General features: G+C 41.0%; 28 protein-coding genes. 19 read left to right on the forward strand and 9 right to left on the reverse strand.

The annotated features are described in order from the left end of the window. Positions 1-60: 60 nt before the first annotated feature. On the reverse strand, positions 61-1,092 hold the full coding sequence (locus tag H5183_RS11385) for a polysaccharide deacetylase family protein (protein WP_145237834.1): 1,032 nt from the start codon (positions 1,090-1,092) through the stop codon (positions 61-63). Here H5183_RS11385 and dinF point away from each other — a divergent pair. The 3 genes from dinF to H5183_RS11400 all read left to right on the forward strand — a co-directional run bounded on the left by dinF (position 1,069) and on the right by H5183_RS11400 (position 4,682). Then, on the forward strand, positions 1,069-2,403 hold the full coding sequence (dinF, locus tag H5183_RS11390) for an MATE family efflux transporter DinF (protein WP_182731732.1): 1,335 nt from the start codon (positions 1,069-1,071) through the stop codon (positions 2,401-2,403). The genes H5183_RS11385 and dinF overlap by 24 nt on opposite strands. A gap of 116 nt (positions 2,404-2,519) precedes the next feature. After that, on the forward strand, positions 2,520-3,134 hold the full coding sequence (locus tag H5183_RS11395; protein ID WP_145237840.1) for a trimeric intracellular cation channel family protein: 615 nt from the start codon (positions 2,520-2,522) through the stop codon (positions 3,132-3,134). Between the two features lie 33 nt (positions 3,135-3,167). Next, positions 3,168-4,682: a YifB family Mg chelatase-like AAA ATPase gene (locus tag H5183_RS11400; protein WP_182731733.1), complete on the forward strand. Its 1,515-nt coding sequence runs from the start codon at positions 3,168-3,170 to the stop codon at positions 4,680-4,682. A gap of 13 nt (positions 4,683-4,695) precedes the next feature. On the opposite strand, the gene H5183_RS11405 is transcribed toward H5183_RS11400, so the two are convergent. Both H5183_RS11405 and H5183_RS11410 read right to left on the reverse strand, forming a co-directional pair. Then, a complete protein-coding gene (locus H5183_RS11405; protein ID WP_182731734.1) occupies positions 4,696-5,403 on the reverse strand; it encodes a response regulator transcription factor in 708 nt (235 codons plus the stop codon). A gap of 154 nt (positions 5,404-5,557) precedes the next feature. Further along, on the reverse strand, positions 5,558-8,053 hold the full coding sequence (locus H5183_RS11410) for a S9 family peptidase (RefSeq protein WP_182731735.1): 2,496 nt from the start codon (positions 8,051-8,053) through the stop codon (positions 5,558-5,560). A gap of 171 nt (positions 8,054-8,224) precedes the next feature. Between H5183_RS11410 and H5183_RS11415 the strand changes: the two genes are divergently transcribed. Continuing rightward, on the forward strand, positions 8,225-9,301 hold the full coding sequence (locus tag H5183_RS11415; RefSeq protein ID WP_145237853.1) for a CNNM domain-containing protein: 1,077 nt from the start codon (positions 8,225-8,227) through the stop codon (positions 9,299-9,301). On the opposite strand, the gene H5183_RS11420 is transcribed toward H5183_RS11415, so the two are convergent. Further along, positions 9,298-10,518: an EAL domain-containing protein gene (locus H5183_RS11420; RefSeq protein ID WP_182731736.1), complete on the reverse strand. Its 1,221-nt coding sequence runs from the start codon at positions 10,516-10,518 to the stop codon at positions 9,298-9,300. The genes H5183_RS11415 and H5183_RS11420 overlap by 4 nt on opposite strands. A gap of 144 nt (positions 10,519-10,662) precedes the next feature. On the opposite strand from H5183_RS11420, the gene H5183_RS11425 reads away from it, so the two are divergent. Next, positions 10,663-11,679, forward strand: coding sequence for a metalloprotease (locus H5183_RS11425; protein WP_145237859.1), 1,017 nt, complete (start codon positions 10,663-10,665; stop codon positions 11,677-11,679). A gap of 51 nt (positions 11,680-11,730) precedes the next feature. Here H5183_RS11425 and H5183_RS11430 read toward each other — a convergent pair whose 3' ends face one another. Together H5183_RS11430 and H5183_RS11435 are read right to left on the reverse strand one after the other, a co-directional pair. Next, the gene (locus H5183_RS11430; RefSeq protein ID WP_182731737.1) at positions 11,731-13,044 is read right to left on the reverse strand and encodes a short-chain fatty acid transporter; all 1,314 of its coding nucleotides are present in this window, start codon (positions 13,042-13,044) and stop codon (positions 11,731-11,733) included. A gap of 165 nt (positions 13,045-13,209) precedes the next feature. Beyond that, complete coding sequence (locus H5183_RS11435) at positions 13,210-14,160, reverse strand: chemotaxis protein CheV (protein ID WP_145237870.1); 951 nt, start codon at positions 14,158-14,160, stop codon at positions 13,210-13,212. A 168-nt stretch (positions 14,161-14,328) separates the two neighbouring features. On the opposite strand from H5183_RS11435, the gene H5183_RS11440 reads away from it, so the two are divergent. Both H5183_RS11440 and H5183_RS21800 read left to right on the forward strand, forming a co-directional pair. Beyond that, on the forward strand, positions 14,329-15,396 hold the full coding sequence (locus H5183_RS11440) for a potassium channel family protein (RefSeq protein ID WP_145237873.1): 1,068 nt from the start codon (positions 14,329-14,331) through the stop codon (positions 15,394-15,396). Further along, positions 15,396-15,605: a PLDc N-terminal domain-containing protein gene (locus H5183_RS21800; protein ID WP_145237876.1), complete on the forward strand. Its 210-nt coding sequence runs from the start codon at positions 15,396-15,398 to the stop codon at positions 15,603-15,605. Before H5183_RS11440 ends, H5183_RS21800 begins: the two co-directional genes overlap by 1 nt. Positions 15,606-15,667: 62 nt before the next feature. Here the strand turns inward: H5183_RS21800 and H5183_RS11445 are convergent, their stop codons facing one another. Both H5183_RS11445 and H5183_RS11450 read right to left on the reverse strand, forming a co-directional pair. After that, complete coding sequence (locus H5183_RS11445; protein WP_182731738.1) at positions 15,668-16,699, reverse strand: cytosolic protein; 1,032 nt, start codon at positions 16,697-16,699, stop codon at positions 15,668-15,670. Between the two features lie 87 nt (positions 16,700-16,786). Continuing rightward, positions 16,787-17,245 (reverse strand): EVE domain-containing protein, encoded by a 459-nt coding sequence (locus H5183_RS11450; protein ID WP_182731739.1) that lies wholly within the window; start codon positions 17,243-17,245, stop codon positions 16,787-16,789. 76 nt (positions 17,246-17,321) lie between these two features. On the opposite strand from H5183_RS11450, the gene tesB reads away from it, so the two are divergent. Next, positions 17,322-18,179 carry an acyl-CoA thioesterase II gene (tesB, locus tag H5183_RS11455; protein ID WP_145237887.1) on the forward strand — a complete coding sequence of 286 codons (858 nt, stop codon included), beginning with the start codon at positions 17,322-17,324 and terminating at the stop codon, positions 18,177-18,179. A gap of 14 nt (positions 18,180-18,193) precedes the next feature. Here the strand turns inward: tesB and plsB are convergent, their stop codons facing one another. Continuing rightward, positions 18,194-20,638, reverse strand: a complete 2,445-nt coding sequence (gene plsB / locus H5183_RS11460) for a glycerol-3-phosphate 1-O-acyltransferase PlsB (RefSeq protein ID WP_182731740.1) — start codon at positions 20,636-20,638, stop codon at positions 18,194-18,196. A gap of 419 nt (positions 20,639-21,057) precedes the next feature. Between plsB and rpsJ the strand changes: the two genes are divergently transcribed. Genes rpsJ through rpsQ form a run of 11 tightly spaced genes read left to right on the forward strand, consistent with a single transcriptional unit; the run spans position 21,058 to position 26,024 of the window. Beyond that, positions 21,058-21,369 (forward strand): 30S ribosomal protein S10, encoded by a 312-nt coding sequence (gene rpsJ, locus H5183_RS11465; protein WP_002957900.1) that lies wholly within the window; start codon positions 21,058-21,060, stop codon positions 21,367-21,369. A 27-nt stretch (positions 21,370-21,396) separates the two neighbouring features. Beyond that, a complete protein-coding gene (rplC, locus tag H5183_RS11470) occupies positions 21,397-22,032 on the forward strand; it encodes a 50S ribosomal protein L3 (RefSeq protein ID WP_054206125.1) in 636 nt (211 codons plus the stop codon). A 17-nt stretch (positions 22,033-22,049) separates the two neighbouring features. Then, positions 22,050-22,655: a 50S ribosomal protein L4 gene (rplD, locus tag H5183_RS11475; protein WP_054206126.1), complete on the forward strand. Its 606-nt coding sequence runs from the start codon at positions 22,050-22,052 to the stop codon at positions 22,653-22,655. Then, the gene (gene rplW, locus H5183_RS11480) at positions 22,652-22,954 is read left to right on the forward strand and encodes a 50S ribosomal protein L23 (RefSeq protein WP_054206127.1); all 303 of its coding nucleotides are present in this window, start codon (positions 22,652-22,654) and stop codon (positions 22,952-22,954) included. The genes rplD and rplW overlap by 4 nt, the downstream gene beginning before the upstream one ends. Before the next feature lie 17 nt (positions 22,955-22,971). Next, positions 22,972-23,796 carry a 50S ribosomal protein L2 gene (gene rplB, locus H5183_RS11485; protein WP_007376192.1) on the forward strand — a complete coding sequence of 275 codons (825 nt, stop codon included), beginning with the start codon at positions 22,972-22,974 and terminating at the stop codon, positions 23,794-23,796. Between the two features lie 15 nt (positions 23,797-23,811). Next, positions 23,812-24,090: a 30S ribosomal protein S19 gene (gene rpsS, locus H5183_RS11490; RefSeq protein ID WP_010561269.1), complete on the forward strand. Its 279-nt coding sequence runs from the start codon at positions 23,812-23,814 to the stop codon at positions 24,088-24,090. Between the two features lie 14 nt (positions 24,091-24,104). Beyond that, positions 24,105-24,437: a 50S ribosomal protein L22 gene (gene rplV / locus H5183_RS11495; protein ID WP_004588690.1), complete on the forward strand. Its 333-nt coding sequence runs from the start codon at positions 24,105-24,107 to the stop codon at positions 24,435-24,437. 11 nt (positions 24,438-24,448) lie between these two features. Continuing rightward, on the forward strand, positions 24,449-25,150 hold the full coding sequence (rpsC, locus tag H5183_RS11500; RefSeq protein WP_054206128.1) for a 30S ribosomal protein S3: 702 nt from the start codon (positions 24,449-24,451) through the stop codon (positions 25,148-25,150). Between the two features lie 12 nt (positions 25,151-25,162). Beyond that, positions 25,163-25,576, forward strand: coding sequence for a 50S ribosomal protein L16 (gene rplP, locus H5183_RS11505; RefSeq protein WP_002957890.1), 414 nt, complete (start codon positions 25,163-25,165; stop codon positions 25,574-25,576). After that, positions 25,576-25,767 (forward strand): 50S ribosomal protein L29, encoded by a 192-nt coding sequence (gene rpmC / locus H5183_RS11510; RefSeq protein WP_054552371.1) that lies wholly within the window; start codon positions 25,576-25,578, stop codon positions 25,765-25,767. The genes rplP and rpmC overlap by 1 nt, the downstream gene beginning before the upstream one ends. Continuing rightward, the gene (gene rpsQ / locus H5183_RS11515; protein ID WP_016709053.1) at positions 25,767-26,024 is read left to right on the forward strand and encodes a 30S ribosomal protein S17; all 258 of its coding nucleotides are present in this window, start codon (positions 25,767-25,769) and stop codon (positions 26,022-26,024) included. Before rpmC ends, rpsQ begins: the two co-directional genes overlap by 1 nt. Positions 26,025-26,760: the final 736 nt, after the last annotated feature.

Raw genomic sequence — 26,760 nt, forward strand, 5'->3', positions numbered from 1 at the left:
CTTATAAACTTGAGCTGATTATCCCGGGCTCAGGTTGATAATTATCAAGGGATTATATTTTTACTGCACAATTACCCACGGTTGTGAAAACCAATAATAGCTATTCTTATGAGCAATTGATGGTGCTGTGCAGTTAAATCGTGATCGCCCTTGAGCTAAATTTTTCGGTGAATTTATGGTCACAGTATCAGCTGCTGACCAGTTTAGTTTTGCCTGACCGATGCCCGATACATAACAAGCTAGCTGACTTTTATGAAAGTCTCCCATATTAAATTTAATGCTGATCTGAGGTGGGTTTTGGCTGGTCACGCTATCAATATAAGTAAGCTCTTGGATTGAAAATGCGCGAGAGTTTAGTTTGGTCACTAGCGTATCAAGCTTGCTATAAAACCCAGAAGCCGGAAAGCGTGGTAAACGGCTAAAATCAGAGTCTTTGTTGATGGCACCAGAGTGTTGGCCAATACCAATAAAGCCCAACTCTTTCACTAAACTTTGTAATTGGTTATTAAACTCGCCATATGGATATGCTAAGTATTTATAGTCATGGCCAATTTCTTCTTTGATCCGTTGTTGTGATGACAAAATATCTTGCTTAATACGCGCCTGCCATTGTTGGGGTGTTTCATCGGCTAATTTACGATGTAGGTAATCATGTTGTGCGCTGTGATTGCTGATCAGAGCACCTTTTTTGGCAAGTTCTCTGAGTTTATTCCAGCCCATTACATAGCCTTTACCTTCATCAATCAATTTTGGATTAACGAAAATCGTATAGGGGTAAGCAAACTTTTCTAATATCGGCGCTGCTTGTTCATAATTATTGTTGTAACCATCATCAAAGGTAATAGCGACGGTTTTATCTGGTAAACTTTGGCCTTGTTGTAAAGCAGATAGTAATTCATTCAGTGGCACTACGTTAAAGTCATGCTGTTTTAGATAGTTTAAATGCTCAGTGAAGGTTTCTGCACTGACACTGGTGACTGCTGGCAGGGTCTCACTGACATGGTGATACTGTAAAATAACTGCGCTGTGAGCAGGTAAAGATAGACAAAAGAGGATCGATAGCAGACTGTGAAAAAATTTCTTAATCGTCATAAAGCACACCATAAAAGCTTGCTGTTGTTAGCTGGTCCAATGATATTATCAAATATAACCGTGCCACTGTTAGGAATAGTTGATACTGCAGTAATAGGGCATCTTGGTAGTGCTCATTTTCTTGCCGGAATTGCCTTGGGCGCCACGGTAATTTCATTGCTATTTTGGTTGGCGGGCTTTTTACGCATGAGTACCACAGGGCTGGTTGCGCAAGCTTATGGCAAGAAAGATTATCCTCAATTAGCCGGATTATTAAAGCGCAGTTTAGTATTAGCGCTTATCGTGGCATTTTCTTTAATTGCTTTATCGCCACTTATTAAAAATGCCATAGCTTACCTTTCTGGTTCCAGTGCGCAGGTGCTCGCACAAGCTTATAGTTATTTTGAAATTCGTATTTTTAGTGCACCAGCGGCATTATGTAACTTGGTATTATTAGCTTGGATGTTAGGGATTCATTACGGTAAAGGGCCTTTTTATTTATTACTAGTTACTAATATCACCAACATTGTTTTAGATATTTATTTTGTTGTGTACTTAGATTGGCAAGTCGCCGGAGCTGCTTGGGCATCGTTGATTGCCGATTATACCGCGCTATTATTTGCATTATTCTTGGTTTTTAGGTTGGCGAAAAAAATGACTGTGCCGCTATTTTTAGGTGGGTGGTTTAGCCGAGATAAAATGTGGGCGTTATTAAGTCTTAACCGTGATATTTTTATTCGCTCCTTAATTTTACAACTGTGTTTTAGCTTTATGACCTTCTATGGTGCACGCATTGGCGAGGTAACGCTTGCGGTAAATGCTGTATTACTGAACTTTTTAATGCTAGTGAGCTTTGCTCTTGATGGTATTGCCTATGCAAGTGAAGCAAAAGTTGGCCAAGCAAAAGGTCAACATAGCGTACGGCGTATAAACTTATGGGTAAAAATAAGCGTATTTTGGGGAATGCTATTTGCTTTTTGTTATAGCGTGTTTTTTGCATTGTTTGGTTCGCAAATTATTACCTTATTAACAGATATTCCTGAAGTGATCAAAGCCGCCAATGAATACTTACCATGGTTGATTTTTATGCCATTAGCGGCAATGAGTTGCTTTTTGTTTGATGGTATTTTTGTTGGCCTAACCAGAGCTCAAGATATGCGAAATACCATGCTAATTTCAGCATTAGTTGGATTCTTTGGCGTGTTTTGGGTGTTTAATGCTTGGCAAAATCATGCGCTTTGGTTAGCAATGACCTGCTTTATGCTACTGCGTGGCATTACATTGGTCGTACGTTATAAGCAGTTGCAAACAGCGCAGCAGTTACTGAATTAATAGAAATAGCAATAAATCTAAAGTTCACTTATAACTTTGGATTTATTGTGCTAAAACGGCGTCGTTAAGCACTGTTTATTTTAACTTCGATTCGCATCTTGGGATGGCTTGGATATATGACTGAACTTTATCATTGGTTTGATTTAATTGGCATCGCCGTATTTGCCATGTCAGGCACTTTAATTGCCTATGATAAAAAAATGGATGGCTTTGGAGTCGTGGTACTGGCGACGGTCACCGCGATAGGTGGTGGCACAATTCGAGATTTGATTTTAGATGTTCCGGTATTTTGGTTACACGACCAAAGTTATTTTATCGCGATATTTGCATCTGTCTTTGTTACCACGCGATTGATCAATAAGCAAAAATCAATTCCTTTATATCATTTACAAGTTGCAGATGCGTTTGGTTTAGCGTTCTTTGCTGTAATGGGGGCGCAAAAAGCATTGCTCGCGGGGATGCCAGCTACAACCGCAATTATTATGGGGGTGATCACCGGTTGCTTTGGCGGGGTAACGCGAGATGTGTTGGCAGGCAATATTCCTATGCTATTAAAAGGTGAGCTATATGCAATTACTTGTATTGCTGGTGGTATTGTTTATACCCAAGCAATTGTATTGAACATTGAGACAGAGATAGCGATGGTGTTAGCGATGTTAACTACCTTGCTGTTACGCCTTGCAGCAATGAAATGGCAACTAACACTACATATTTTTAAATATCCTGACTAGACTGTAAAGAACAGAACGTTACAGGGACAAAGGATGTCATTAGCTCGAATTTATTCTCGTGCCCAAGTGGGTATTCAAGCACCTGAAGTGATCGTTGAGGTGCATCTAGGTAATGGTTTACCAGCATTTCATATTGTAGGTTTGCCCGAAGCCTCAGTAAAAGAAGCCAAAGATCGTGTACGCAGCGCATTAGAAAACTCTAAATTTGGTTTTCCAGACCAACGCATTACAGTCAATTTAGCACCTGCTGATTTACCCAAAGAGGGGGGGCGTTTTGATTTAGCGATTGCGGTTGGTATTCTCATCGCTTCAGAGCAAATTGTTTGCACTGATATTGAACGCTATGAATTTTATGGTGAGCTGGCACTGAATGGCGAAGTGCGTGGCGTGAATGCAATACTCCCATCAGTTTTAGCTGCTAAAGCACAAGGGCGTTGTTGTTTTTTACCTTTAGTAAATGACAGTTTAGCGAGTTTAGTAAATGGCGTTGAGCGCAAAGCGGTCTCTTCTATCCAAGAAGTATGGAGTGATTTACTTAATCAGCAGCCTTTACCTCTTAATATTAGCTACCCAGAACAGCAACATAGCGGTGTTGAGTTCTTAATTGATTTAAGTGATGTAAAAGGCCAGCCCGGCGCAAAAAGAGTGTTAGAAATCGCTGCGGCGGGTGGCCATAATTTACTTTTTTTGGGGCCACCTGGTACGGGTAAGTCAATGCTCGCGCAACGTATGCCGACTATTATGCCGGGCATGTCCGATGATGAGGCACTTTCCACTGCAGCGTTGTATTCAATTATTGGTCAAAGTGTCGATCTAACTAACTGGCGCAAGCGACCATTTCGTAATCCTCATCACACATGCTCCGCTGTGGCGCTAGTCGGAGGCTCTTCAAACCCAAAACCAGGGGAGATTTCACTGGCACATAATGGCGTATTATTTCTTGACGAACTACCTGAGTTTGAACGTAAGGTGCTTGACTCATTACGCGAGCCAATGGAGACAGGCACTGTAACGATTTCAAGAGCGGCAAGGCAAATGGAGTTTCCTGCACAGTTTCAATTAATTGCGGCTCTTAATCCAAGTCCTACGGGTTGTCATAATGATAAGCGCGCAACTCCGGATCAAGTTATGCGTTATTTATCGCGGGTATCAGGACCATTTATTGACCGTATTGATTTACAAATAGAGCTACCACGTTTAAGCAGTGCGCAATTGCAAAGCACTCAAGAAGAACAAAGTAGTGCGACTGTGCGCACGCGGGTCGAGGCGGCATATAATCTGCAATTGCGTCGCCAAGGTAAAGTCAATGCGCGACTTAATAATAAAGAAATGAGTGTGCATTGTGCGCTTGCAGCGCCGGAGTTACAGTTTTTAGCTAAAGCCAGTGAAAAGCTATCATTATCGCCACGCTCTTATCATCGAGTGATCAAAGTAGCGCGAACAATTAGTGATCTAAAAGGGCAAGATAATATTAGTTTAGATGAACTAAAAGAGGCACTCAATTATCGTGCATTTGAACGTTTGTTATCACAATTGACCCAGTATTAGTGGTTAGATTGCATTAAATTGACAGCATGTAGCCTTTACCGCGTACCGTAACGATGCGTTTTTGGTCTTTTTCATCGCTCAGTTTTTTACGTAAGCGGCCAATTAAAACATCAACAGTTCTGTCATTTGGACTCCAATCTGGCTGGCCAATTTCTTCTGATATTTTTTCACGAGACGTGGCTTTTCCTGCGTTTGAGATCAAACAAATTAACACTTTATGTTCCGCTTCAGTGAGCCTAGATTCAATGCCATTAGCAGTGATTAAAGTGCGGTTGTCTGGATGCAGTTTGAAGTCAGCATATTCAATGAATTCTTCGCTTTCATCGCTACTGTTATTATTGCTTTTCAAGCGCTTATAAAGTGCTCTTATACGTAGTTCAAGCTCTAATAAATCAACTGGTTTACAAATATAGTCATCAGCGCCTTGGGCAAGTCCGGCAATACGATCGGCTTGAGAATCTCTGCTTGAAAGCATGATCACACCAATGTCTGTGAGGGTGTTGAGTTCTTTTGCTAAATGTAAGCCATCACGTTTAGGTAATACTATGTCAATAATTGCTAATGATATGGCATCATGATTATTAGCGCGAGATTGCACTATTGCTAAGGCATCAGCGCCAGTCGCATCATTTTCAATGCAAAATTCAGTCTCTGCAAAATGATTGAATATACGTTTTACTAATAGTTCGTCATCTTCAACCAATAAAACATGAATAGTCATAGTATCTTAATTACCTTTAATGATGCCTCTATGTTATCACTCATTCGTAAAAGGTGAGAAGGGCGATTTTTAGTATTTATGCACTATTTAGGTGATTATTTAATTATTATCAACAGGTAAACATACTAGGTTTACCTGTTGAACAGAATAAAAGCTACTTTTCAGGGTATAAGTACTGCCACCACTGTGGTTGCTCTTTTAAATGCTTATCGAAGTAGGCAAGCATAGTATCCCACCAATCAAAGCGTTGATCGCGAGCAAAAATTTGATGGTCTGCCCCTTTATATTCAATAAGGTCAACATCTTTGCCTAGTAGTTTCAGCGCAGTATACATAGTGTGACTTTCGCCTACAGGTACATTGGTATCAGCATCACCATGTAATAGCAGTAGCGGTGTGGTTACTTTGTCTGCATGGAAAACCGGACTATGTTGGCTGTATAGTTCACTATTATTCCAAGGATAGCTGTTTTTAGAGGCTTCGCCAGAATATAAATAGCCCCACCAACCGTGACCCCAATACGAGGTAATATTAGAAATCCCCGCGTGTGCGATTGAGGCACTAAACATGTCTGTTTTAGTGGTCAGTAACATAGTCATAAAGCCACCGTATGATGCGCCTAAATTACCTAAACGATTTTTATCAATAAATGGATACTGTTTTAATAGTGCTTGGGTACCTTGCATAATATCGTCAGCAGTATATTGACCCCACGCATTCACATGCTTAGCAGAGAACTGTTGGCCAAATCCAGTTGCACCGGTCGGTTGCACTACATAAACCACATAGCCATGCTCTGCCCATAAATTGAAAGGATAACGCCCAGTAAAACCACGAGTAACCGGTGATGTACCGCCATAGTAATATACTAATGCTGGGTAGTGTTTGTTCTTATCAAGATTGCTTGGAAAGTAAACACGACCTTTAATTTCAACACCTGCGGTATTGATGAAGTTAAATTCATCTAAGCTGGCTATATCGGTATTTGCATACGCTTGTGGTTTAGAATCCCACAATGTGGTTGCGGTGTTTTTATTAATACTTAACTGTTTTAATTGCTGTGGAGATGATGCATTAGAGCCGCTAACTAAAATAGCTGGGCTGCGGTTGTTTGAAAAACTGAATTGTTCAACTACATCAAAACCTGTTTTGAGTTTGCTAAAGCGTTGTTTGCTTTTATCGTACAAGTACAAAGCAATCGTATCTTGCTCAGTGACTTTAATGAGGGCATCGCCATTAGCGAGCACTTCAAGTTGACCAATGGCAGGATCAAATTCACGACTTAATGGTGCTGCATTTTTACCATGATCAGTTAATAGGTAAAGCTGTCCATCATAGTTGTTAGCAAGCATATTCTCAGGTAGGTTTCTGCCTAAACCATCTTTAAAATCAGGACCCGCAGTGACATAAATGTCATCACCTGTGTATTTAGCTTGATTAAACGTAGCAAACTGACCAATAACTGTGTTGCTCGCATTGGCAATATTCAATTCCACTAACTCAGTGGTGGGGTGAGTCGACGCTTGCATTACTTGCACACCACGACTCAGTAATACCGTACCACGTTTGCTATTAAAATCTTCAATACTGTGACTAAGTGGTCCTTGGCTTATTGTTTTACTCAGGCCTGTACTTATATCTAATAAGTAAGCTTGCGAGGTTGTGCGGGCATATGACCAACGATCTTGTAAACCTTGGTAGTGTTTAGTTAGGCTGTTATCAGCTGCTGGTGATTTGGACCAGCTGAAGATTAAGCTGTTGTTATCGTAATATGCAAAGTCACCCGCGCCCTCTAGGTTGCTGGCAATCACTTTAAGATTAAGGGTTTTTCGATTTAATTGCTTTAACTTTCCATCTAATAGATAGACTAAATAATTATTATCGGGGCTCCAAATAATGTTACTCGGTTGACCCGACTCAAAACGGTAAACTGTTTGATTATCATAATTTTTTAGCTCTGTGATCACATTTGCTTGATTGCCAGTGCTATCCTGATAATGACGTTTTGCCACTAAATAGTGTTTGGCATCAGGTGCTAAAGATAGTGAACTAACCGTTGTGGCATCAAACAGTTGTTTAGCAGATAAACCGTGTTGCTCTTTATTGCTAAAAGTTAATCTATCAATTGCTGCTTTAGGGTTGAAATCAACGTCAACATCGTGCCAATTAGCAACTTGTTCAGCAATAATCACTATTTGGTGATCGCCTTGCGGTAATGCAAGTTCATAGCTTTCTTTTGTGACTGATTGTTTTTCACCATCGATAAACAACTGCGCTTTTTCGATACCTTTAAGTGTCAATGTGCCTTGGCTAAAGCGCTCTGCATGAGCGGTAAACTTTAATGCTTGTAGACCACCAAGAGTTAACGCATTTACTTTGTCTAAGGTTTGCCACTTTAATTTTTCGCCAAATACCGTAATACTTGTTGTTGGTTGTTGAATGCTAGGTAATAGTGCGTTAATAATCGCATCTTGATGCTCAGTTTGATATGGCTTTAGCTGCATGTCGGCTGCAATTGGGCCAATAAACTTAATATCTGCTTTATCTAATGGTGCAGCGACTAAAGCGCTACTTAATGTGCTTAAAGTTAACACCGCGAATGTGGTTGTTAGGCGAGGTGCTTTACCGCGCCATAGTGAACTAAAATTCATTATTGAGCCTGATGTAGGGAATTTAATTTAATATAGCATGTGGTTGTGGTGCCAAAAAGTGCTCTGCGATGGATTTCATTGCTCAGCAGCGTAAGGTTTGAGGTTAGGGGCTACACTTGGTAAGGTGTATACCTAAGGGGGTATAATTGACTGACTGGCTAAGGGGTAACAGTGACATTATTAATCGTTTACATGGTTGCGGCGATTACGATTTCTTTTTTATGTTCGATTATGGAAGCCGTACTATTGAGTATTACGCCAAGCTATGTCGCAGTATTGCGTAAAAAAAAGCCTAAGCTAGCCAAACGTTTTGAGCAATTAAAAACCAATGTAGATCAGCCTTTAGCTGCTATTTTAACCTTAAATACGGTTGCCCATACTGCAGGTGCTGCCGGTGTAGGGGCACAAGCCGCGGTGGTTTTTTCTGATGCGGCGGTGGGAATTGCTTCGGCGATAATGACATTGTTAGTATTGGTGCTGTCAGAAATTATTCCAAAAACTCTGGGCGCAAAGCATTGGCGAACGCTTGCACCTATGGTGACCCAAGCATTACAGTATTTAGTCATCGCACTAAAGCCTTTTGTGTGGCTTGCTGAAAAACTCACCGGTATATTGGGCCGTAATTACAACGAAGAGTATTATATTCGTCAAGAAATTGAAGCTATGGCTGATATGGGGTCGCAATCAGGTGCTTTGCATCAGGAAGAGTCTGAAATCATCCGTAGTTTATTGCATTTTCGCCACGCTAAATTAGATTCATTACTTACCCCGCGTACCGTCTTGTTTAAAGTGCATAAAGATTTAACTGTAAATCAGTATTTAGCTGAGCATGGTTCAGCATCGTTTTCTCGAGTGTTGGTATATGATAAAAATGGTGATGATATTATCGGTTTTGTACATAAAAACGATATTATGTTGGCGTATCATCGATTGGGCGAGAACTATAAAATCAGCAAGTTGATAAAACCTATTTATACTGTGCCAGAGACCTTATATGTACCTACTTTATTACATACTTTGTTAGCTGAGCGCACTCATATTTGCTTAGTGGTAGATGAATATGGTGATGTGCAGGGGATTGTGACGCTCGAAGATATGATTGAAGCGTTAATGGGCTTTGAAATTGTAGACGAGCATGATCAATCAGCTAATATGCAAGCAGTTGCTAAGCAAATGTGGCGTCAGCGCTTGGAAAGTAGCAATAAATTGTTAAGCGCTGAGAATACCATGGCGAAACGAAAAAATTAACGTCGGCTATGACTATTTAATGAAACCATATGTAGCCATGATTGCGCCCAGCGAATAAATTCAGTTTTGCCTTTTGGGCGACTGATCAAAAAGCCCTGCATTAAAATGTGCTCTTTAAAACGCTCCAAGTATTCAAGCTCCTCAACGCGCTCAATGCCTTCAGCGACAATTGTTAAGTCATCTTGAATAGCTATATTCACTAAGCTACTAACAATGACCTGAGAAAATAAATCACTTTCAATATTACTGATCAAGGTACGATCTATTTTCACCTCAGTAAAAGGCAGTGTTTTTAATTGTTGTACATTGGTAAACCCAGTGCCAAAATCATCAAGAGAAATACCAAAACCACGCATTCGCAAACGGTTTAGAGTTTCTAGCTGTGCTGAACTGGATAAAGCATGCTGTTCTGTGATCTCTAAAATAATTTCACTTGGGGTCAATTGATTAAGATGTAAAATTAAAGCCAGCTTATCTGGGCAGCTTAAATCTTCTAGCTGGCAGGGAGACAAATTAAAAGCCAGTTTAAGTTTGTAGCCTAAACGAGTTTTTATTTCTGAGAAATCGCCTGTTGCCTTTTCAAACAACTGAAATGTGATTAGGTTAATTAAATCTAGATCTTCAGCGACACAAATAAATCGCTCCGGTAAAAGTACTGCGCCTTGTTCCGCGGTCACTATTCTGGCTAATACTTCTATGCTTTCAACTTTATTACTATTACGGTTTACTTTTGGTTGATAAAACGGCGTTATCTCATTATGACTTATTGCATGCAGCAATTGCGTTTCAGAAATTGGTTCTGTGGGTTTTTCAGTATGACAAGCTAAATACTCTAGTTTTTGTAGCAGTGTATAAACTTGGTTGAGTTGCACTGGTTTGGCGATGTTACCAATTAAATGTACATTATTTTTTCGGGCTAAATCAGCCGCCAAATCAATGATTTTTGAATTCATTTCCGAAATAATGACAATTGCGCCTGGATATTGGATATCGCCAAGGTTGCGAATAAGCTCCATGCCATCCATGTCTGGCATATTCAGGTCAGTAAACACGGCGTCAAAAGTATATAGATTCGTTTTTACTTTATTAAGAGCGTCTTGAGCATTCAAGCACGTAGTTACATTGGGCACATTAAGCTCATTTAAGATAGCCTGCATCACTACTAAAATAGCTTTTGAATCATCAACGACCAGAATGCTGCGTGCTAATTTTGTCATTTTCTTCCCTGAAATAAAATTTACTTGTTAACTAAAAGTAGTCGAGAATAGCGAAGGTGTCAGCTTTATAGTTGCAAATATATTCCATAATCTCGTTAAAAAAATGGGTATACTAACGATATAATTTTTAAGGTTTAAAGTGACATCATGCAAATACAGCTGACCCTTGCTGATCAACAATTTAGTTTAGTGCTCGCAGGGCAACAAATTGTAAAAATTTTTCAGCAACAACAAGCGATTGGGTTTGATAATCCGCGCGAAAATTATTTTGAATTTAAACTTGACGATCAAGTAATTGGCTTAGACACCAGTGCTGTAGTTGAACAAAGTTTATCACTTCATATTAATAATCAATTTGTACAACAGCTCACCTTGCCACCAATTGAAAAAACCAAACCTAAGCAGGGGCTGCTTGGATTATTTGCGCTTGGTTTTAAGATCTTTAAAAGTGCCAAAGTTGTTAAAGTGGCGTTAGCTGGCGCCTCAGTGGCTGGTTATGCGTGGCTGTTCACCTTTGAATTTGCCTTGATGCTGATTGCCTGTTTAGTGATCCACGAATACGGCCATGTCAGAGCAATGCAATATTTTGGGATTAAAACCAAAGGCATTTACTTGATCCCGTTCGTCGGTGGTCTTGCGGTGAGCGACGATAAAATTACCACCCGCTGGCAAGATGTGGTGATTTCTTTAATGGGGCCCGCATTTGGTTTGATCACCTCCGTAATGGGGGTGGTGCTTTATTACGCCACCGAGATGGAAATATTCGCCGGGGTCGCAGTACTCAGCGCATTATTGAATTTATTTAACTTGTTACCTATCTTGCCGCTTGATGGCGGGCATGTATTAAAAAGTATTAGCTTCTCAATGCGTTCATGGGTTGGATTGAGTATTTGTATTTTAGGCGTGTTATTTGGCTTATGGCTAAGCTACACCTTTGGCTTAATGCTATTAGTGTTTTTCTTATTTATCGGTGCACTGGAAATAGCCTTTGAATGGCGCGGCCGCCACTATTCACATTTACTGCCACTAGATAAATATGGGCAAGGTTTTTCGGCCGTGATGTACGCTTTAGTAGTTGCAGGCCATGTGGCTGTGATGATGCATTTTGCTGACTCTGAAAATGCAATTTTAAGCCTGCCGATGAAGATATTGTCGAGTTAACAAATTTAAATAGCGTGAGGTGTTACTCACGCTATATTTTTGCAGCAAGCGTTACGGATAAAAACTCAACACCAAGGATATAAACACGCCGGTTATAATTAGCTGCACTAAACAAAAGCCCATAATGTCTTTGGCTTTTAGGCCGGCAATTGCTAGCACTGGCAAGGCCCAAAATGGTTGAATCAGGTTAGTCCACGCATCACCCCAAGCTACCGCCATAGCCACGCGTGGCATATCTGCACCCAGAGCTTGTGCTGCGGGTATCACTATCGGTGCTTGTACCGCCCATTGTCCACTGCCAGATGGCACAAATATATTGACTAATCCCGCGCTTAAAAAGCTCCAAAACGGCAGTGATTGTGCACTGGCGATGGCGATAAATCCTTGTGATATTTGCTGCGCCAAACCTGTTTGTACCATGATTGCCATGATCCCAGCATAAAATGGAAACTGGATAATAATCCCTGCGCCGCTGGGGACTGCTTGCTGCAGGCTATTAAGTAAATTATACGGCGTTTGATGCAGTAAAATCGCAGAAAATAAAAACAGTGCAATCACACTGTTTAAATTAAGTGAGCCGCCACTAAACACAAAATAATTAGCTAAATAAACTAGCCCAAGCACTCCAATGCCTAGTCCTAATAACTTACTGTGTTCAATTTTATCGGCAGGGCGAGTAACATTGTTGGGCTTAGGTATCGGTTCTGCTAATAGCGTTTTATCAACATAAATGCTGTCTTTGGCGCTGGGTAACATATAACGATTAACCAGTGGCATAATGATAAATAAGCCAATAACTATGGCTATATTAAATCCTGAAAAAAGTGTTTCGCTGGTGTTTATCACACCAATGCTTTGCTGTGAAAAATGCCCTGACGTTGCGATAGTTAAAGGAATTGAGCCTGCCAAGCCACCATGCCAAACAATAAAGCCAGAATACGCACTGGCAACCAGTAAGCGATAATCAACTAGTGTGTGGCGGGCAATGGCTTTGGCAAATAAAGCGCCAATAACTAAGCCAAATCCCCAGTTAATCCAACTGGCAAGTAATGATACAAAAGTCACTAATAAAATAGCTTTTGGCGCAGTATTGGCAAGTTTTGCTAATTGCGTGAGCAGTCGGCTCATCATCGGTGTACTTGCCAGCATATATCCGGTGAGTAATACCAACAGCATCTGCATGGCAAAACTCAGTAAGTTCCAAAAACCACTGCCCCACGCGCTCAGCACTTGTTGTGGGTTTGAAGGTGTCACTACACACGCAATTATAAAGGTAAGTAGTGTGAGTAAAATAACAAAAATAAATGGATCGGGTAGGTAACGTTCCACTAATTTAGTGAACGGTTTGGCAACATGATTTAGCATAATGATTGTGTGTTTTGATTATTGCTACATATTGCCAATTAATCACGAAAGTGTTTAATTGGCAAATAGAGTTGTAGTCGTGGTGTTAAATCGCGTATTTCTTCGTCATTATAACAAACGTTAATTCAAGCACTAGCGTGGCATAAGCCACGCTTAGATACAGTGCTATTTCTGTGGTGCGAGGACCGCTTTTAAACGTGTTTGTACTTCTTCTACGAGTAAGTCTGGTTGAAATTTAGATAAAAACGCATTGCAACCCACTTTCTCGACCATGGCTTGGTTAAAGCTGCCACTGAGGGATGTGTTAAGTACCACATGCAGATTTTTTAAGCGGTTATCGTTACGGATCTCGTGCGTTAAGCGATAACCATCCATTGCTGGCATTTCTGCATCGGTGATCACCATCAGTAACTCTTTTTCTACGTCCATGCCTTTATCAGCCCAGGCTTTAAGCATATTGAGTGCTTCAAGACCATTACTGGCTGGGATAATCTCAATACCCAACTGCGTTAATGTATCGCTCACTTGTTTTCGTGCTGTAGGTGAGTCGTCAGCATGGAGTATTTTTCGGCCAACAAATTCGTTTACGATACTTTGATCAAGCACCTCATCAGAAATTTGTACTTCGTACTCAACAATTTCTGCTAGTACTTTTTCTACATCAATGATCTCTACTAACTGCTCTTGGCCATCACGTTGAATTTTAGTGAGCGCAGTTAGATAATGATTTTTACCGATAGAGGAAGGCGGTGGCATTATATCTGACCATGTCATATTAACGATTTGATCAACCTTACCAATTAGAAACCCTTGTACTGTGCGATTGTATTCAGTGATCACTAAGTTACTATCTTCAGTGTTCTTAGCCGCAGACATGCAAATCGCTTGGCGTAAATCAATAACAGGGATTGATTCACCACGAATATTGGCCACGCCTGATATTTTAGGATGGGCATGTGGAATGATACTAAGATGCGGCAGTTTCACTACTTCTTTAACTTTAAAGACATTAAGAGCAAACAAGTGGCGACTGTGCAAATAAAACAATAATAACTCTAAGCGATTTTCACCAACGAGTTGAGTTCGTTGATCAACAGAAGCTAATACACCTGACATAACACGCTCGACTTTATAATTAATAATTCAAGTATAGCTTACACTGTTCTACTTTAAAAAAGCAGTCTAGATAATAATCTTGATCCTCAAAAGTATTTCAACCATTGCCTTCATTTAAGCATTACAGTAACTTATCGATAATTGATAGCTGAATAACCAAGTGTGGGCATGCCTTTTATATTTAAACGATTATTTTTACTAGTCAGAAACCATATTGATCAGGTTAGTTGGCAAGCTGTCGCTATTGCGACATTATTACATATGGTCTTGATCTGGTTGTTGTTAATCTTCGCTGAAGAAGCCGCACTGAGGCCAATTAGCACTTTTGTTTATTACTATATCGTTACTACCTCAACGGTAGGATATGGTGATTTTAGTGCAACTACAGATCTGGGTAGATGGATTGTGGCGATACTGCAAATTCCATTTGGTTTAGCTTTATTTGGTGTCCTGTTAGGTAAAACAGGGCAAACAGTTACTTATTTAATTAGGCGCGCTATGACGGGTGATAAAAGTTTTGCACATTTTCACAATCACATTATTATTTTTGGCTGGCATCAAATTCGTACTAAAAAAATGATTGATTATATTCTCGCTGACCAAAAGCGTTTGGATCGACGAATTTTGCTTGCGGTCACAGAGTCAATGGAGCATCCGTTTTTAGCTAATGCCCATGTTGATTTTGTGCGCTTAACTAGTTTTACAGATTTAAGCGAGCTGGAAAGGGTCGCAATTAAACTGGCAGATAAAATTATTATTGACGGGCAAGACGACGACGAAACTTTTACGACCGCCCTGCGCATTAGTAAATTAGTGAAAGATGACTGCCATATTAGTGCGCACTTTAACGATGAGAGTAAAGTCGAAATGCTACTAGAACATTGTTACAACGTGGAATGTTCAACGGCTAAGTCAGCCGAAATTCTAGTACGTTCAATGCAAGACCCTGGCTCAAGTCGTGTACAAGAGGAATTATTATCTACTTTGCATGGTGATACCCAGTTTAGTTTAGCTATTCCTGCTGATTTAGCGGTAATGGAATTTGGTAAATTATTTCATCATTTTAAACACGACCATGATGCTATTTTACTTGGTGTTGCTCACAACCTGAGTGCGCAAAATATGGATTTAAATCCACCACTGGATTATCCGGTTAACAGTGGTGATATTTTACATTACATTGCGGTTGATCGTGTTTTAAGCAGCGAAGTTGATTGGCAGGGGCTTGCTAAGTAATGAATGAAGTGGCGTTTTTAATTCTACTTTTGAGCGCATATATACTCCCAGTAGTGATTGTGCTCAATAGTAAACGTACGCAAGGCCACGAAAAAAATGGCTGGTTAATCGGCATCATTTTCTTTTCATGGCTCGCACTGATAATGTACTTTGCGATAGTGCCCAAGCACGGGCACAAAAAGAAAACTACCAAGAAAAAGAAAGGTTAAAATTGAGTTGTCAGTTTACATATAAATTTGCCAACCGTGCTTGATTAAACAAGCACGGTTTTTTATTTTAACTGTTTTAGTTTGTGCTCCACTAAAGGATCATCAGGGGCAAGTTGCTGAGCAACTTCCAGCAGCTGAATAGCATCCTTAGGGTGTTCATCTTGGTGCTTTAGCGCGACATCAATCAATGGTTGAATATCAATTTTGGCTTGATGCTCTTGCACATGCGATGCTTTTTCATCAATCAGTATGTTGTGTGCTTTACTTAATAATACTTGGCGGTGTGCCGATTTAGCATTCGCCTTGTTGAGCCTTCTATAATAGTCTTCTTTAAAGCGCAGGGTTTTGGTTTGTAGGCGAAATTGCGCAATATCGACTTGTTGATGGCTAATAAAGTCGACGGCCACTTGTTTATAAAAGCCAAATTTATTTAGGTAGGTGGCATGGGTACTATGACCCATACCAAACACGCGTAAGTGGGTTAGTTGCGAATAGCGCTTAGCATGGCCACGGTCAATACGATTGGTCGGGTCGTAAATTATATAGCCTTTAGCATTGCCTAAATCGAGATCGTGGTAATCTTGCTCCCAATCGAATTGTTGTGCTATATCCGTACTTGAGCGGTCATCCCAAGGAGCAAGTGCTTTATTTTTGGTGCTAACAGGGTGAAATAACAGTACCTTATCTAGCTTTAGTAAATTAGCAAATGCACCCACAGCAAAGCCACCTCGGCTTAAGCCGTAGCCTAATCGCTGGGTAAAGGGTGTTAGCAAGGGAGCGAGTTGCTCGAGGAAAAACAGTAAATTACGGTGTCTAAACCAATTACTTATTCCTAAGTGCTGAAAAGAAATAACATTCACATGTTGTTTTTGCGCTAGTTGAAATCCCCAAGGGCTAAAATCATCATTGAGATCATGCTCTTGGTAATTAGTACCTGCAGGAGAAAAGGTGAACAATAAAGGCTTATTTATATCAATAAAGTGATACTTAACAAAAACATCGCCAAGTAAATCGCCTCCAGAGATAGGTAATCTGGTTTGCTGTTCATCTTGAGGTAGAGTTAACCACTCATCTAACCAATACAGTAATTTCATCTAACCCCCTAACTAAAACAAGCCACCTATTTTAGCAAATTTGGAAAAAGAAGGAAAACGTGATGTATTAGCAGCAAATTATTGTTGTTACTCTGCCATTTTTATAATTGCTTGCCAATCCGCTTTAGTCACTGGCATTACCGATAATCGACCACCTTTTTTTAGAGCTATTTCGGTGATGGCGTCGTTTTCTTTAATCGCTTTTAAGCTGACTAATTTATTTAAATGCTGCTGATAGGTTACATCAACCACAACCCATCTCGGTTTATCACAGGTTGATTTAGGATCGTAATAATCACTGCTTAAATCAAACTGGCAAGGATCTGGGTAGGCTTCAGCAGTCACTATTGCGATACCTGCAACGCCGACGTGTTTACAGCTAGAATGGTAAATCATTACTAAATCGCCGAGCTTTACGCCATCGCGCATAAAATTACGGGCTTGGTAGTTGCGCACACCTTCCCATGCAGTGGTTTGTGCAGGGGCGCTTTTTAAATCGTCGATTGAAAATGCATCGGGTTCAGTTTTAAATAACCAATACGCCATAACTAGGATCCTTGAAATATTTACATCATACTTGTCTATAGTATCATTAAAATCTAAATGGGATTGAGGAGCAACTATGAGCCAAGTTTTAGATGATTTATTGTCGTTATTAACGTTAGAAGAAATAGAGCAGGGCTTGTATCGAGGGCAAAGCCAAGATTTGGGTTTTCGTGCGGTATTTGGTGGTCAAGTCATGGGCCAAGCACTGTCTGCAGCTAAAGAAACCTTACCGGAAGGCCGTATTGTTCATTCACTGCATTCTTATTTTTTACGCCCTGGTGATGCTGCAAAGCCAATTGTGTACGATGTTGAAACGATCCGTGATGGTAAAAGCTTTAGTACTCGCCGAGTTAGTGCTATTCAATATGGAAAACCTATTTTTTATATGACGGCATCATTTCAAGGTGCTGAAGATGGCTTGTCGCATCAAGCTACTATGCCGGATGTACCTGCTCCTGAGGAGCTGCGCTCATCACTGGAGTTTTATCAAGAGCACGCATCTCATATACCTGAGGTGATCCGCAATAAGTTTATTCGCGAAATGCCGATTGAAATGCGTCCGGTCACCTTTCATAACCCATTTAAGCCAGAGGTAATGGAGCCGGTTAAACATATTTGGTTCAAAGCCAATGGCGAGATGCCAGATGATCAACGTATTCATAACTATTTATTGGCATATGCGTCTGACTTTGAGTTTTTACCAACGGCTCTACAGCCCCATGGTGTCTCGTTTATGCAGCCAAACATGCAAGTAGCAACAATTGACCATGCGATGTGGTTTCATCGTCCGTTTCGAATGGATGATTGGATTTTATATACCATTGATAGCCCAAGTGCGAGCTCAGGGCGGGGGTTGGTGCGTGGTCAGTTCTTTGACCGTCAAGGCAATTTAGTTGCCTCAACGATCCAAGAAGGTGTAATGCGTCAGCGTTAATATGCCGCTTGCAGTTATTTTTGCTTACATTGTCCTTGCACAATATCACTAATTGACTGCCAGACTCGCGCTGGCAGCAAGGCTTTAAGGTGAATATACACTTCACAAAGTTCAGTACTGCCCTGTAAGCCATTCTCGGTTTCGCTAATTAAACTTTGTTCGCGCAAGTTGCTAATAAAGCCTACCAATACTTTTTTGTCAAAAAACTCAGGGGTCTTAATACCATGCAAGGTACCTAAGCGCTGCGCTAATACTTGGCTTTCGCGTTCAAGCTCTTCGCGTTCAATTTCTTTACTGGTTTGAATAAAGCCAATCACAATGGCGTAGCGTTGCAGGGTTAAGCTAAGCGCACGACCTAGAATTTCCAGCTTGGCTAAGCAATCATTACTGTTGGTGATTTTTATGTTATCACCATCTATTTCTATTAAATCTTGATCTACAAAGCTGGCCAGTATGCGGGTGATATAATTTTCATCAAGTTCGTGTAAAAACCATTCTTTAGCAAACATCGGGTAAAAACAGTTAACCAATTTTTGGCACTGCGATACTGTCGTTTTATGGCTTTTAAATATATGCAGTGCCAGTAAGCTTGGTACGGCAAACACATGGAGAATATTATTACGGTAGTAGTTAAAGAGGATTTTCTCTTTATCGTTAATCGCGATAATCTCGCCAAACTCATCGCTTATAACGTCAAATTTATTCAGCTTTAAAGCATGTTCGAGTAACTGTGATGAAGTTTCATCTGGGGTGGTGATTTTTTCACTGTAACTAGCGCTACGTTGTAAATGTAAGTAAAAGTCTAGTTGTGCTAACAATTTAGGCTTGCTCAATGCTTGCTTATCATTTACCAGTAAGATCATTGCCAGTAAATTAACTGCGTTAAGCGCGGCGGCACTATTAATATTAACCATCACTTTATCCGCTAAAGTCGCCACTTGCGGACCAAGCCATTGTGGTTTTTGAACATCAGTTGGGTGAATAGATTCACGCCAATCAGGTTGATGCTCATTTAAATATTGATTAACCGAAATCGGATCGCCAAAATTCAAATAGCCGCGGCCATAGTTTTTGAGATTTTTAATGGCTTTGAAAATACCGAAAATCGACTCGCCTTTTTTATCATCACCTGCGAGTTCTTTCAGATAAGTATTTATTTCCATGACGTGTTCATAACCAATGTACACCGGCACAATCGAAATAGGGCGATCAATACCACGTAACATAGCTTGTAGTGTCATCGCCAACATACCTGTTTTTGGTGGTAGTAAACGCCCGGTACGGCTACGTCCGCCCTCAGTATAAAACTTAACTGAGTAACCTTTGATAAACAACTGACTTAAATACTCTTTAAATACAGCAGAGTAAAGCTTGTTGCCAGCAAATGAGCGGCGAATAAAAAATGCGCCACTGCGGCGGAATATGCCGCCTGCTGGGAAGAAGTTTAAGTTAATACCAGCAGCAATATGTGGTGGTACTAAACCAAGATGATAAATCGAGTAGGTAAGTAATAAGTAATCCATGTGGCTGCGATGACACGGCATATAAATAATTTCATGACCTTTATTGGTTAGATCATGGATTTGTTCGGTGTATTTTATATCAATGCCGTTATAGAGCTTGTTCCATAGCCAGGTTAATACACGATCTGCAACACGTATGGTGGCATCACTGTAGTTAGCAGCAATCTCATCTAATAGCTTTAACGCATTTTGCCGTGCTTGCTCATGGCTGATTTTTTTGCTTTTTGCTTCATCGTTAATTGCTTTTTTTATAGTCGGTGATGCTAACAATGAATTAAATAGTTGCTCGCGTGAGGGCATTTTAGGGCCCGTTGCCGCCAATTTTTGACGACGAAAATGCACCCTAGCGACGCGAAGTAATTTATGAGGTAACTCATCAACATCGGCTTTTTCATTTACTAATAACGATAAATCCAACGGTTGACTAAAGCGTATAAAGTTATCACGCCCTGAAAACAGTAATACAAAAAACTTACGAAACCAGCTAGGTGTAAGTGAGTGCGAAACCAGCGTACCTAAACCTGGTTTTTCTTTACCTGGATTACGACCCCATAAAATAGTGACCGGAATGACTTGCACGTTTTTTTCGCCACTGGTAAATAGTTGAGCAATTATTTGTTTACCCTGGTTTAGCGCGTCAGTTGGCTTCGCTTGGCTGCCAAACAGTGGTGGTGGATTTTGTAGGCCAATAAAGCGGTCTAACTCTGCATTACCCAACAGCTGTTGTTCAGTTGGTCTGGGCAGGTTGTACTTTTTACAAACTCGGTCAAGAGCCGCTAAATCTGAGCGAGCATTAAGTTTAACTATATAAAAAGTAGGGTAGGCGGGATTAAGACCGTATTGTTCAATTGGGTTCTCTGGCAGTACTTTGCTTTTCACAAATAGGCGATTCATCACCATAGACACAAAATTCAAGCAATAATTAAAAATACGCATCAACTCACCAAGGTTAAGGATTAAGAGATAAAAGCAAAATAAGGATGAATAATAACAATTAAAAACTGGACTGACCATTATCATTAGTGCCAAGTACGATTGCATGGCTTCCTAACTATAGTAAATTCCCAGTAATGACGACATAGTGACAACCCTTTTTTACAGTATAAATAATCCTCATTCTGGTAGTTTGAAATAGTTGTTGCATTTATCACCAATATCACTATAATACGCAGGCTTTCAAAATTCCCCCGGGAACTTGGAAGGAACATTAAGCTTGGATTTCAAGCTAATAAAACAGGAGTTCCGATTTGGAACTCAACGTAGATATAAATCAACAACCGGCATCTTATGTTTTTAAGATTGTTTCGGTCGTTTTTTTATGCTCTTTTAAATGCTCTTTATATTGAGGTTTAAGAATGTCAAATCAACGCATTCGTATTCGCCTAAAAGCTTTTGACCACCGTTTGATTGACCAATCAACGGCGGAAATCGTGGAAACTGCGAAACGCACTGGCGCACAAGTACGTGGTCCAATTCCACTACCTACACGCTTTGAACGTTTTACTGTACTTACATCACCGCACGTTAATAAAGATGCGCGTGATCAGTACGAGATCCGCACCCATAAACGTCTGATCGACATCGTAGAACCAACTGACAAGACTGTTGACGCACTTATGCGTTTAGATCTTGCTGCTGGTGTTGATGTTCAAATCAGCCTGGGTTAATCGAAAGATTAGAGAGGTTTTAGGAAAATGGCATTAGGTCTAGTCGGTCGTAAAGTGGGTATGACACGTATCTTCACTGAAGATGGTGTATCTATCCCTGTGACAGTTATTGAAGCGACACCTAACCGCATTGCTCAGATCAAATCTGACGCAACAGACGGTTATAACGCGCTTCAAGTAACCGCAGGCACTAAAAAAGCAAGCCGTGTAAACAAAGCAACAGCGGGTCACTTCGCTAAAGCTGGTGTTGAAGCGGGTCGCGGTCTGTGGGAATTCCGCCTAAATGGTGGTGAAGGCGATTTTGAAGTAGGCGCTGAGCTTACTGTTGAATTATTCAACGAAATCAACAAAGTTGACGTAACCGGTACTTCTAAAGGTAAAGGTTTCCAAGGTGGTGTTAAGCGCTGGAATTTCAGCATGCAAGACGCTACACATGGTAACTCTCTATCTCACCGTGCTCCTGGTTCAATCGGTCAAAACCAATCACCTGGTAAGGTGTTTAAAGGTAAGAAAATGGCCGGTCATATGGGTGCTGAGCGTGTAACGACTCAAAACTTAGAACTAGTACGCGTTGACGCTGAGCGTAACTTGCTTTTAGTTAAAGGTGCAGTACCTGGCGCTATCGGCGGTGACGTTATCGTTAAACCTGCTGTTAAAGCATAAGTCCTGGAGATTTAGTGATGGAATTAGCAATTAAAGACGCTTCTGGCGGTCTTGAAGTTTCTGAAGCTACTTTTGGACGTGAGTTTAACGAAGCATTAGTACATCAAGTAGTTGTTGCATACGCAGCAGGTGCTCGTCAAGGTACTCGTGCTCAGAAGACACGTTCTGAAGTAAGCGGTGGTGGTAAAAAACCATGGGCTCAAAAAGGTACTGGCCGTGCACGTGCTGGTACAATCCGTAGTCCAATTTGGCGTTCAGGTGGCGTTAGCTTCGCAGCTAAACCACAAGACCACAGCCAAAAAGTAAACCGTAAAATGTACCGCGGTGCGATCAAAAGCATTTTATCTGAATTAGTTCGTCAAGAGCGTTTAATCGTTGTTGAAAGTTTTGCTCTAGCAGCACCAAAAACTAAAGAACTAGTTGCTAAGCTTAAAGAACTTGAGCTTAAAGATGTTCTAATCGTAACTGAAGAAGTAGATGAGAATCTATTTTTATCGGCACGTAACCTGTACAAGGTTGACACGCGTGATGTAGCTGGTATCGACCCTGTAAGCTTAATCGCTTTCGATAAGGTACTTATTACAGCAGCTGCTGTTAAGCAACTTGAGGAGACGCTAGCATGATTCGTGAAGAACGTCTTTTAAAAGTGATCCTTGCTCCACATATCTCTGAAAAAAGCACTATTGCTGCTGAAGAAAACAACACTATCGTTTTCAAAGTAGTAAATGACGCAACTAAAGCTGAAGTTAAAGCAGCTGTAGAGAAGCTTTTTGAAGTGGAAGTAACTGGTGTTCGCACACTTAATGTTAAGGGTAAAACAAAACGTACTGGCGCACGTTTCGGTCGTCGTAGCGACTGGAAAAAAGCTTACGTTACTCTTAAAGAAGGCAGCGAACTAGACTTTGTCGGCGGCGCCGAGTAATAAGGGGAGTTAGAATTATGGCACTTCAAAAGTGTAAGCCAACTTCTGCGGGTCGTCGTCACCTAGTTAAAGTGGTAAACCCAGATCTACATAAGGGCAAGCCATACGCACCACTATTAGAGAAAAACTCTAAATCAGGTGGTCGTAATAACAATGGTCGTATTACGGTTCGTCATATCGGTGGTGGTCATAAGCAGCATTACCGTTTAATCGATTTTAAACGAACTAAAGATGGCATTCCAGCCACTGTTGAGCGTTTAGAATATGATCCAAATCGTAGCGCAAACATCGCACTTGTATTATATGCAGACGGTGAGCGTCGTTACATTATCGCACCAAAAGGCTTAAAAGCTGGTGATGCAATCCAGTCTGGTGTTGATGCACCAATCAAGCCTGGTAATGCATTACCTATGCGCAATATGCCTGTAGGTTCGACTGTTCACAACGTAGAATTAAAACCAGGTAAAGGTGCTCAAATCGCACGTTCTGCTGGTGCATACGTTCAAATCCTTGCTCGTGATGGTCAGTATGTAACATTACGTCTTCGTTCAGGCGAAGTTCGTAAAGTTGAATCAGATTGTCGTGCGACGCTAGGTGAAGTAGGCAATGCTGAGCATATGCTTCGTTCACTTGGTAAAGCAGGTGCAAATCGCTGGCGTGGTATTCGTCCGACAGTTCGTGGTGTTGCCATGAACCCGGTTGATCACCCACACGGTGGTGGTGAAGGTCGTACATCTGGTGGTCGTCATCCTGTGTCTCCATGGGGTAAGCCGACTAAAGGTGCTAAGACGCGTAAGAACAAGCGTACGGATAAATTTATAGTACGTCGTCGTACTAAGTAATATTGAGGAATAGCCATGCCACGCTCTCTCAAGAAGGGTCCTTTTATAGACCTACACTTGCTGAAGAAGGTAGAGAAAGCTTTGGAAAGCGGTGACAAGAAGCCAATTAAAACTTGGAGCCGTCGTTCAATGATCATACCTAACATGATCGGATTGACCATTGCTGTCCATAATGGTCGCCAGCATGTACCAGTTTTCGTTTCTGACGAAATGATCGGTCACAAACTAGGTGAATTTGCACCAACTCGCACTTACCGTGGCCACGCTGCGGATAAGAAAGCGAAGAAACGTTAAGAGGGGAATGATAAATGCAAGCATTAGCTAAACATAAATTCGCCTCTGGTTCGGCGCAAAAAGCACGTCTAGTTGCAGATCAGATCCGCGGGTTACCTGTCGATCGCGCACTAGAAATCCTGGCGTACAGCCCTAAGAAAGCGGCTGTATTAGTTAAGAAAGTACTTGAGTCTGCTATTGCTAACGCAGAGCATAACGAAGGTGCTGACATTGATGAGCTACGTGTAACAACGATCTTTGTGGACGATGGTCCAACAATGAAACGTATTATGCCACGTGCTAAAGGACGCGCAGACCGCATCCTTAAGCGTACAAGCCACATCACTGTTGTGGTTTCAGATAGCTAGGAGTATAAGTAATGGGACAAAAAGTTCATCCTACTGGTATTCGCCTAGGTATATCTAAACCTTGGGTTTCTACCTGGTACGCGAGTTCAAAAGATTTCTCTGCACAGCTTTTTGGCGATCACAAAGTACGTACATTCCTTACTAAGGAATTGAAAGCGGCTTCTGTGTCTAAAATCGTTATTGAGCGTCCAGCAAAATCAATCCGCGTAACAATTCACACGGCTCGTCCGGGTGTTGTTATCGGTAAAAAAGGCGAAGACGTAGAAAAATTACGTCAAGCGGTAACTAAGATTGCTGGTGTACCTGCTCAGATCAATATTTCTGAAGTACGTAAACCAGAACTAGATGCACAACTAGTAGCAGACGGCATTGCCTCTCAACTAGAGCGTCGTGTTATGTTCCGTCGCGCTATGAAGCGTTCGGTACAAAATGCAATGCGCATCGGTTCTAAAGGGATCAAAGTTGAAGTTAGCGGTCGTCTTGGCGGCGCAGAAATCGCACGTTCAGAATGGTATCGTGAAGGTCGTGTACCTCTACATACTCTTCGTGCTGATATCGACTACGCAACTTCTGAAGCCTTAACCACTTATGGTATCATTGGTGTTAAAGTTTGGATCTTCAAAGGCGAAGTTATTGGTGGTTTACCACTAGTACAAGAGCAAGAGAAGCCAGCTAAACGCGCACCAAAGAAAGCCAAAAAAAGTGCTAAGTAGAGGTAGCGAGTAATGTTACAGCCAAAACGTACAAAATTCCGTAAAATGCACAAAGGCCGCAACCGTGGTTTAGCGCAAAACGGTAACAAAGTAAGCTTCGGTACTTTCGGTTTGAAAGCTACTGGCCGTGGCCGCATGACTGCTCGTCAAATCGAAGCAGCTCGTCGTGCCATGACACGTCACGTGAAACGTCAAGGTAAAATCTGGATCCGTGTCTTCCCTGACAAACCGATCACAGAAAAGCCTCTTGAAGTTCGTATGGGTAAAGGTAAAGGTTCTGTTGAATATTGGGTTGCTGAAATTCAGCCTGGTAAAGTACTTTACGAAATGGAAGGTGTTTCTGAAGAGCTTGCTCGTGAAGCATTCGACCTTGCTGCTCGTAAACTGCCATTCAAAACAACTTTCGTAACTCGGACGGTAATGTGATGAAAGCAAGCGAACTAAAAGATAAAAGCGTAGAAGAGCTTAATGCTGAACTTCTAGGTCTTCTTCGTGAGCAGTTTAACCTGCGCATGCAAGCAAGCACTGGTCAGTTAGCTCAAACTCACACGCTAAGAACAGTACGTCGCGATATCGCGCGTGTAAAAACAGTTATTAACCAGAAGGCAGGTCAATAATGAGTGATAAAATTCGTACTCTTCAAGGCACTGTAATCAGCGACAAGATGGAAAAATCTTTCACTATCGCTATCGCACGTTACGTGAAGCACCCAATCTATGGGAAATTCATCAAACGTACGACTAAATTACACGTACATGACGAAAATAACACAGCAAAAGCGGGTGACGTTGTTACTATCCGTGAATGCGCTCCAATCTCTAAGACTAAGTCTTGGACATTAGTAGACGTTATTTCTAGTCCAAAACAAGCTTAATTTTTAATTAAGTCTGTTTTATAAAAAGCCCCGGCATTAGCTGGGGCTTTTTGCGTTTGGAGCAGCTTTTAGCGGTAAGCTTTCAGCCGTCAGCGCGGAGTAAATTTTCCCACCGTAGCTTGGGTTGAGTCTATTGAGGGCCGGGAAGAAGAGAACAGTAATACCAATCGACTTAAATATTTAACCATTCTAGCGAGCTAAATAAAGCGCTAACTGCGTTATAATTTTTTCAAGTAGAACAACTGCATGTCAAAATTTACGCCTTGTTATCACTGTATTTATCTGTCGCTATAAATGGTCAGTAACTTAACACGATTGGTATAAGAATATGCAGGTATAAAAATTCATACCATAGAAAAAGCACGTCGATAAATTTCCCTCATAAAAACTACTTGACCTTAACCTAGCTCCAGCTTTTATGCTGTATTTTTTCACTCTGATTAAATGCTATGTGTCCGATTCAAAATTACCTTTTAAGCCTAGGCCTTACCGAATATAGACAATCTATTTTGCAAATTGTGAAGCTTGCAGAAGCGGTGGATCACTCAATTGCAAATAACAGTGAATTTGCAACTGCTGCGTTAGCATGGGTTGAGCAACAAAAAAGATGCCCAACAATGACAAACAAAAGAGCATTAATTATATTCTTACTGCATAAATTGGGTTATAAAATTAGAGAGCAAAACAGCCTTTGCAACTGCAAAGGCTGATGTTTTTCTGCGCTGACCGCTGACCG

Origin of the sequence: Pseudoalteromonas sp. SR44-8 (genome assembly GCF_014163635.1) — a bacterium.
In the GTDB taxonomy this organism is placed as follows: domain Bacteria; phylum Pseudomonadota; class Gammaproteobacteria; order Enterobacterales; family Alteromonadaceae; genus Pseudoalteromonas; species Pseudoalteromonas rhizosphaerae.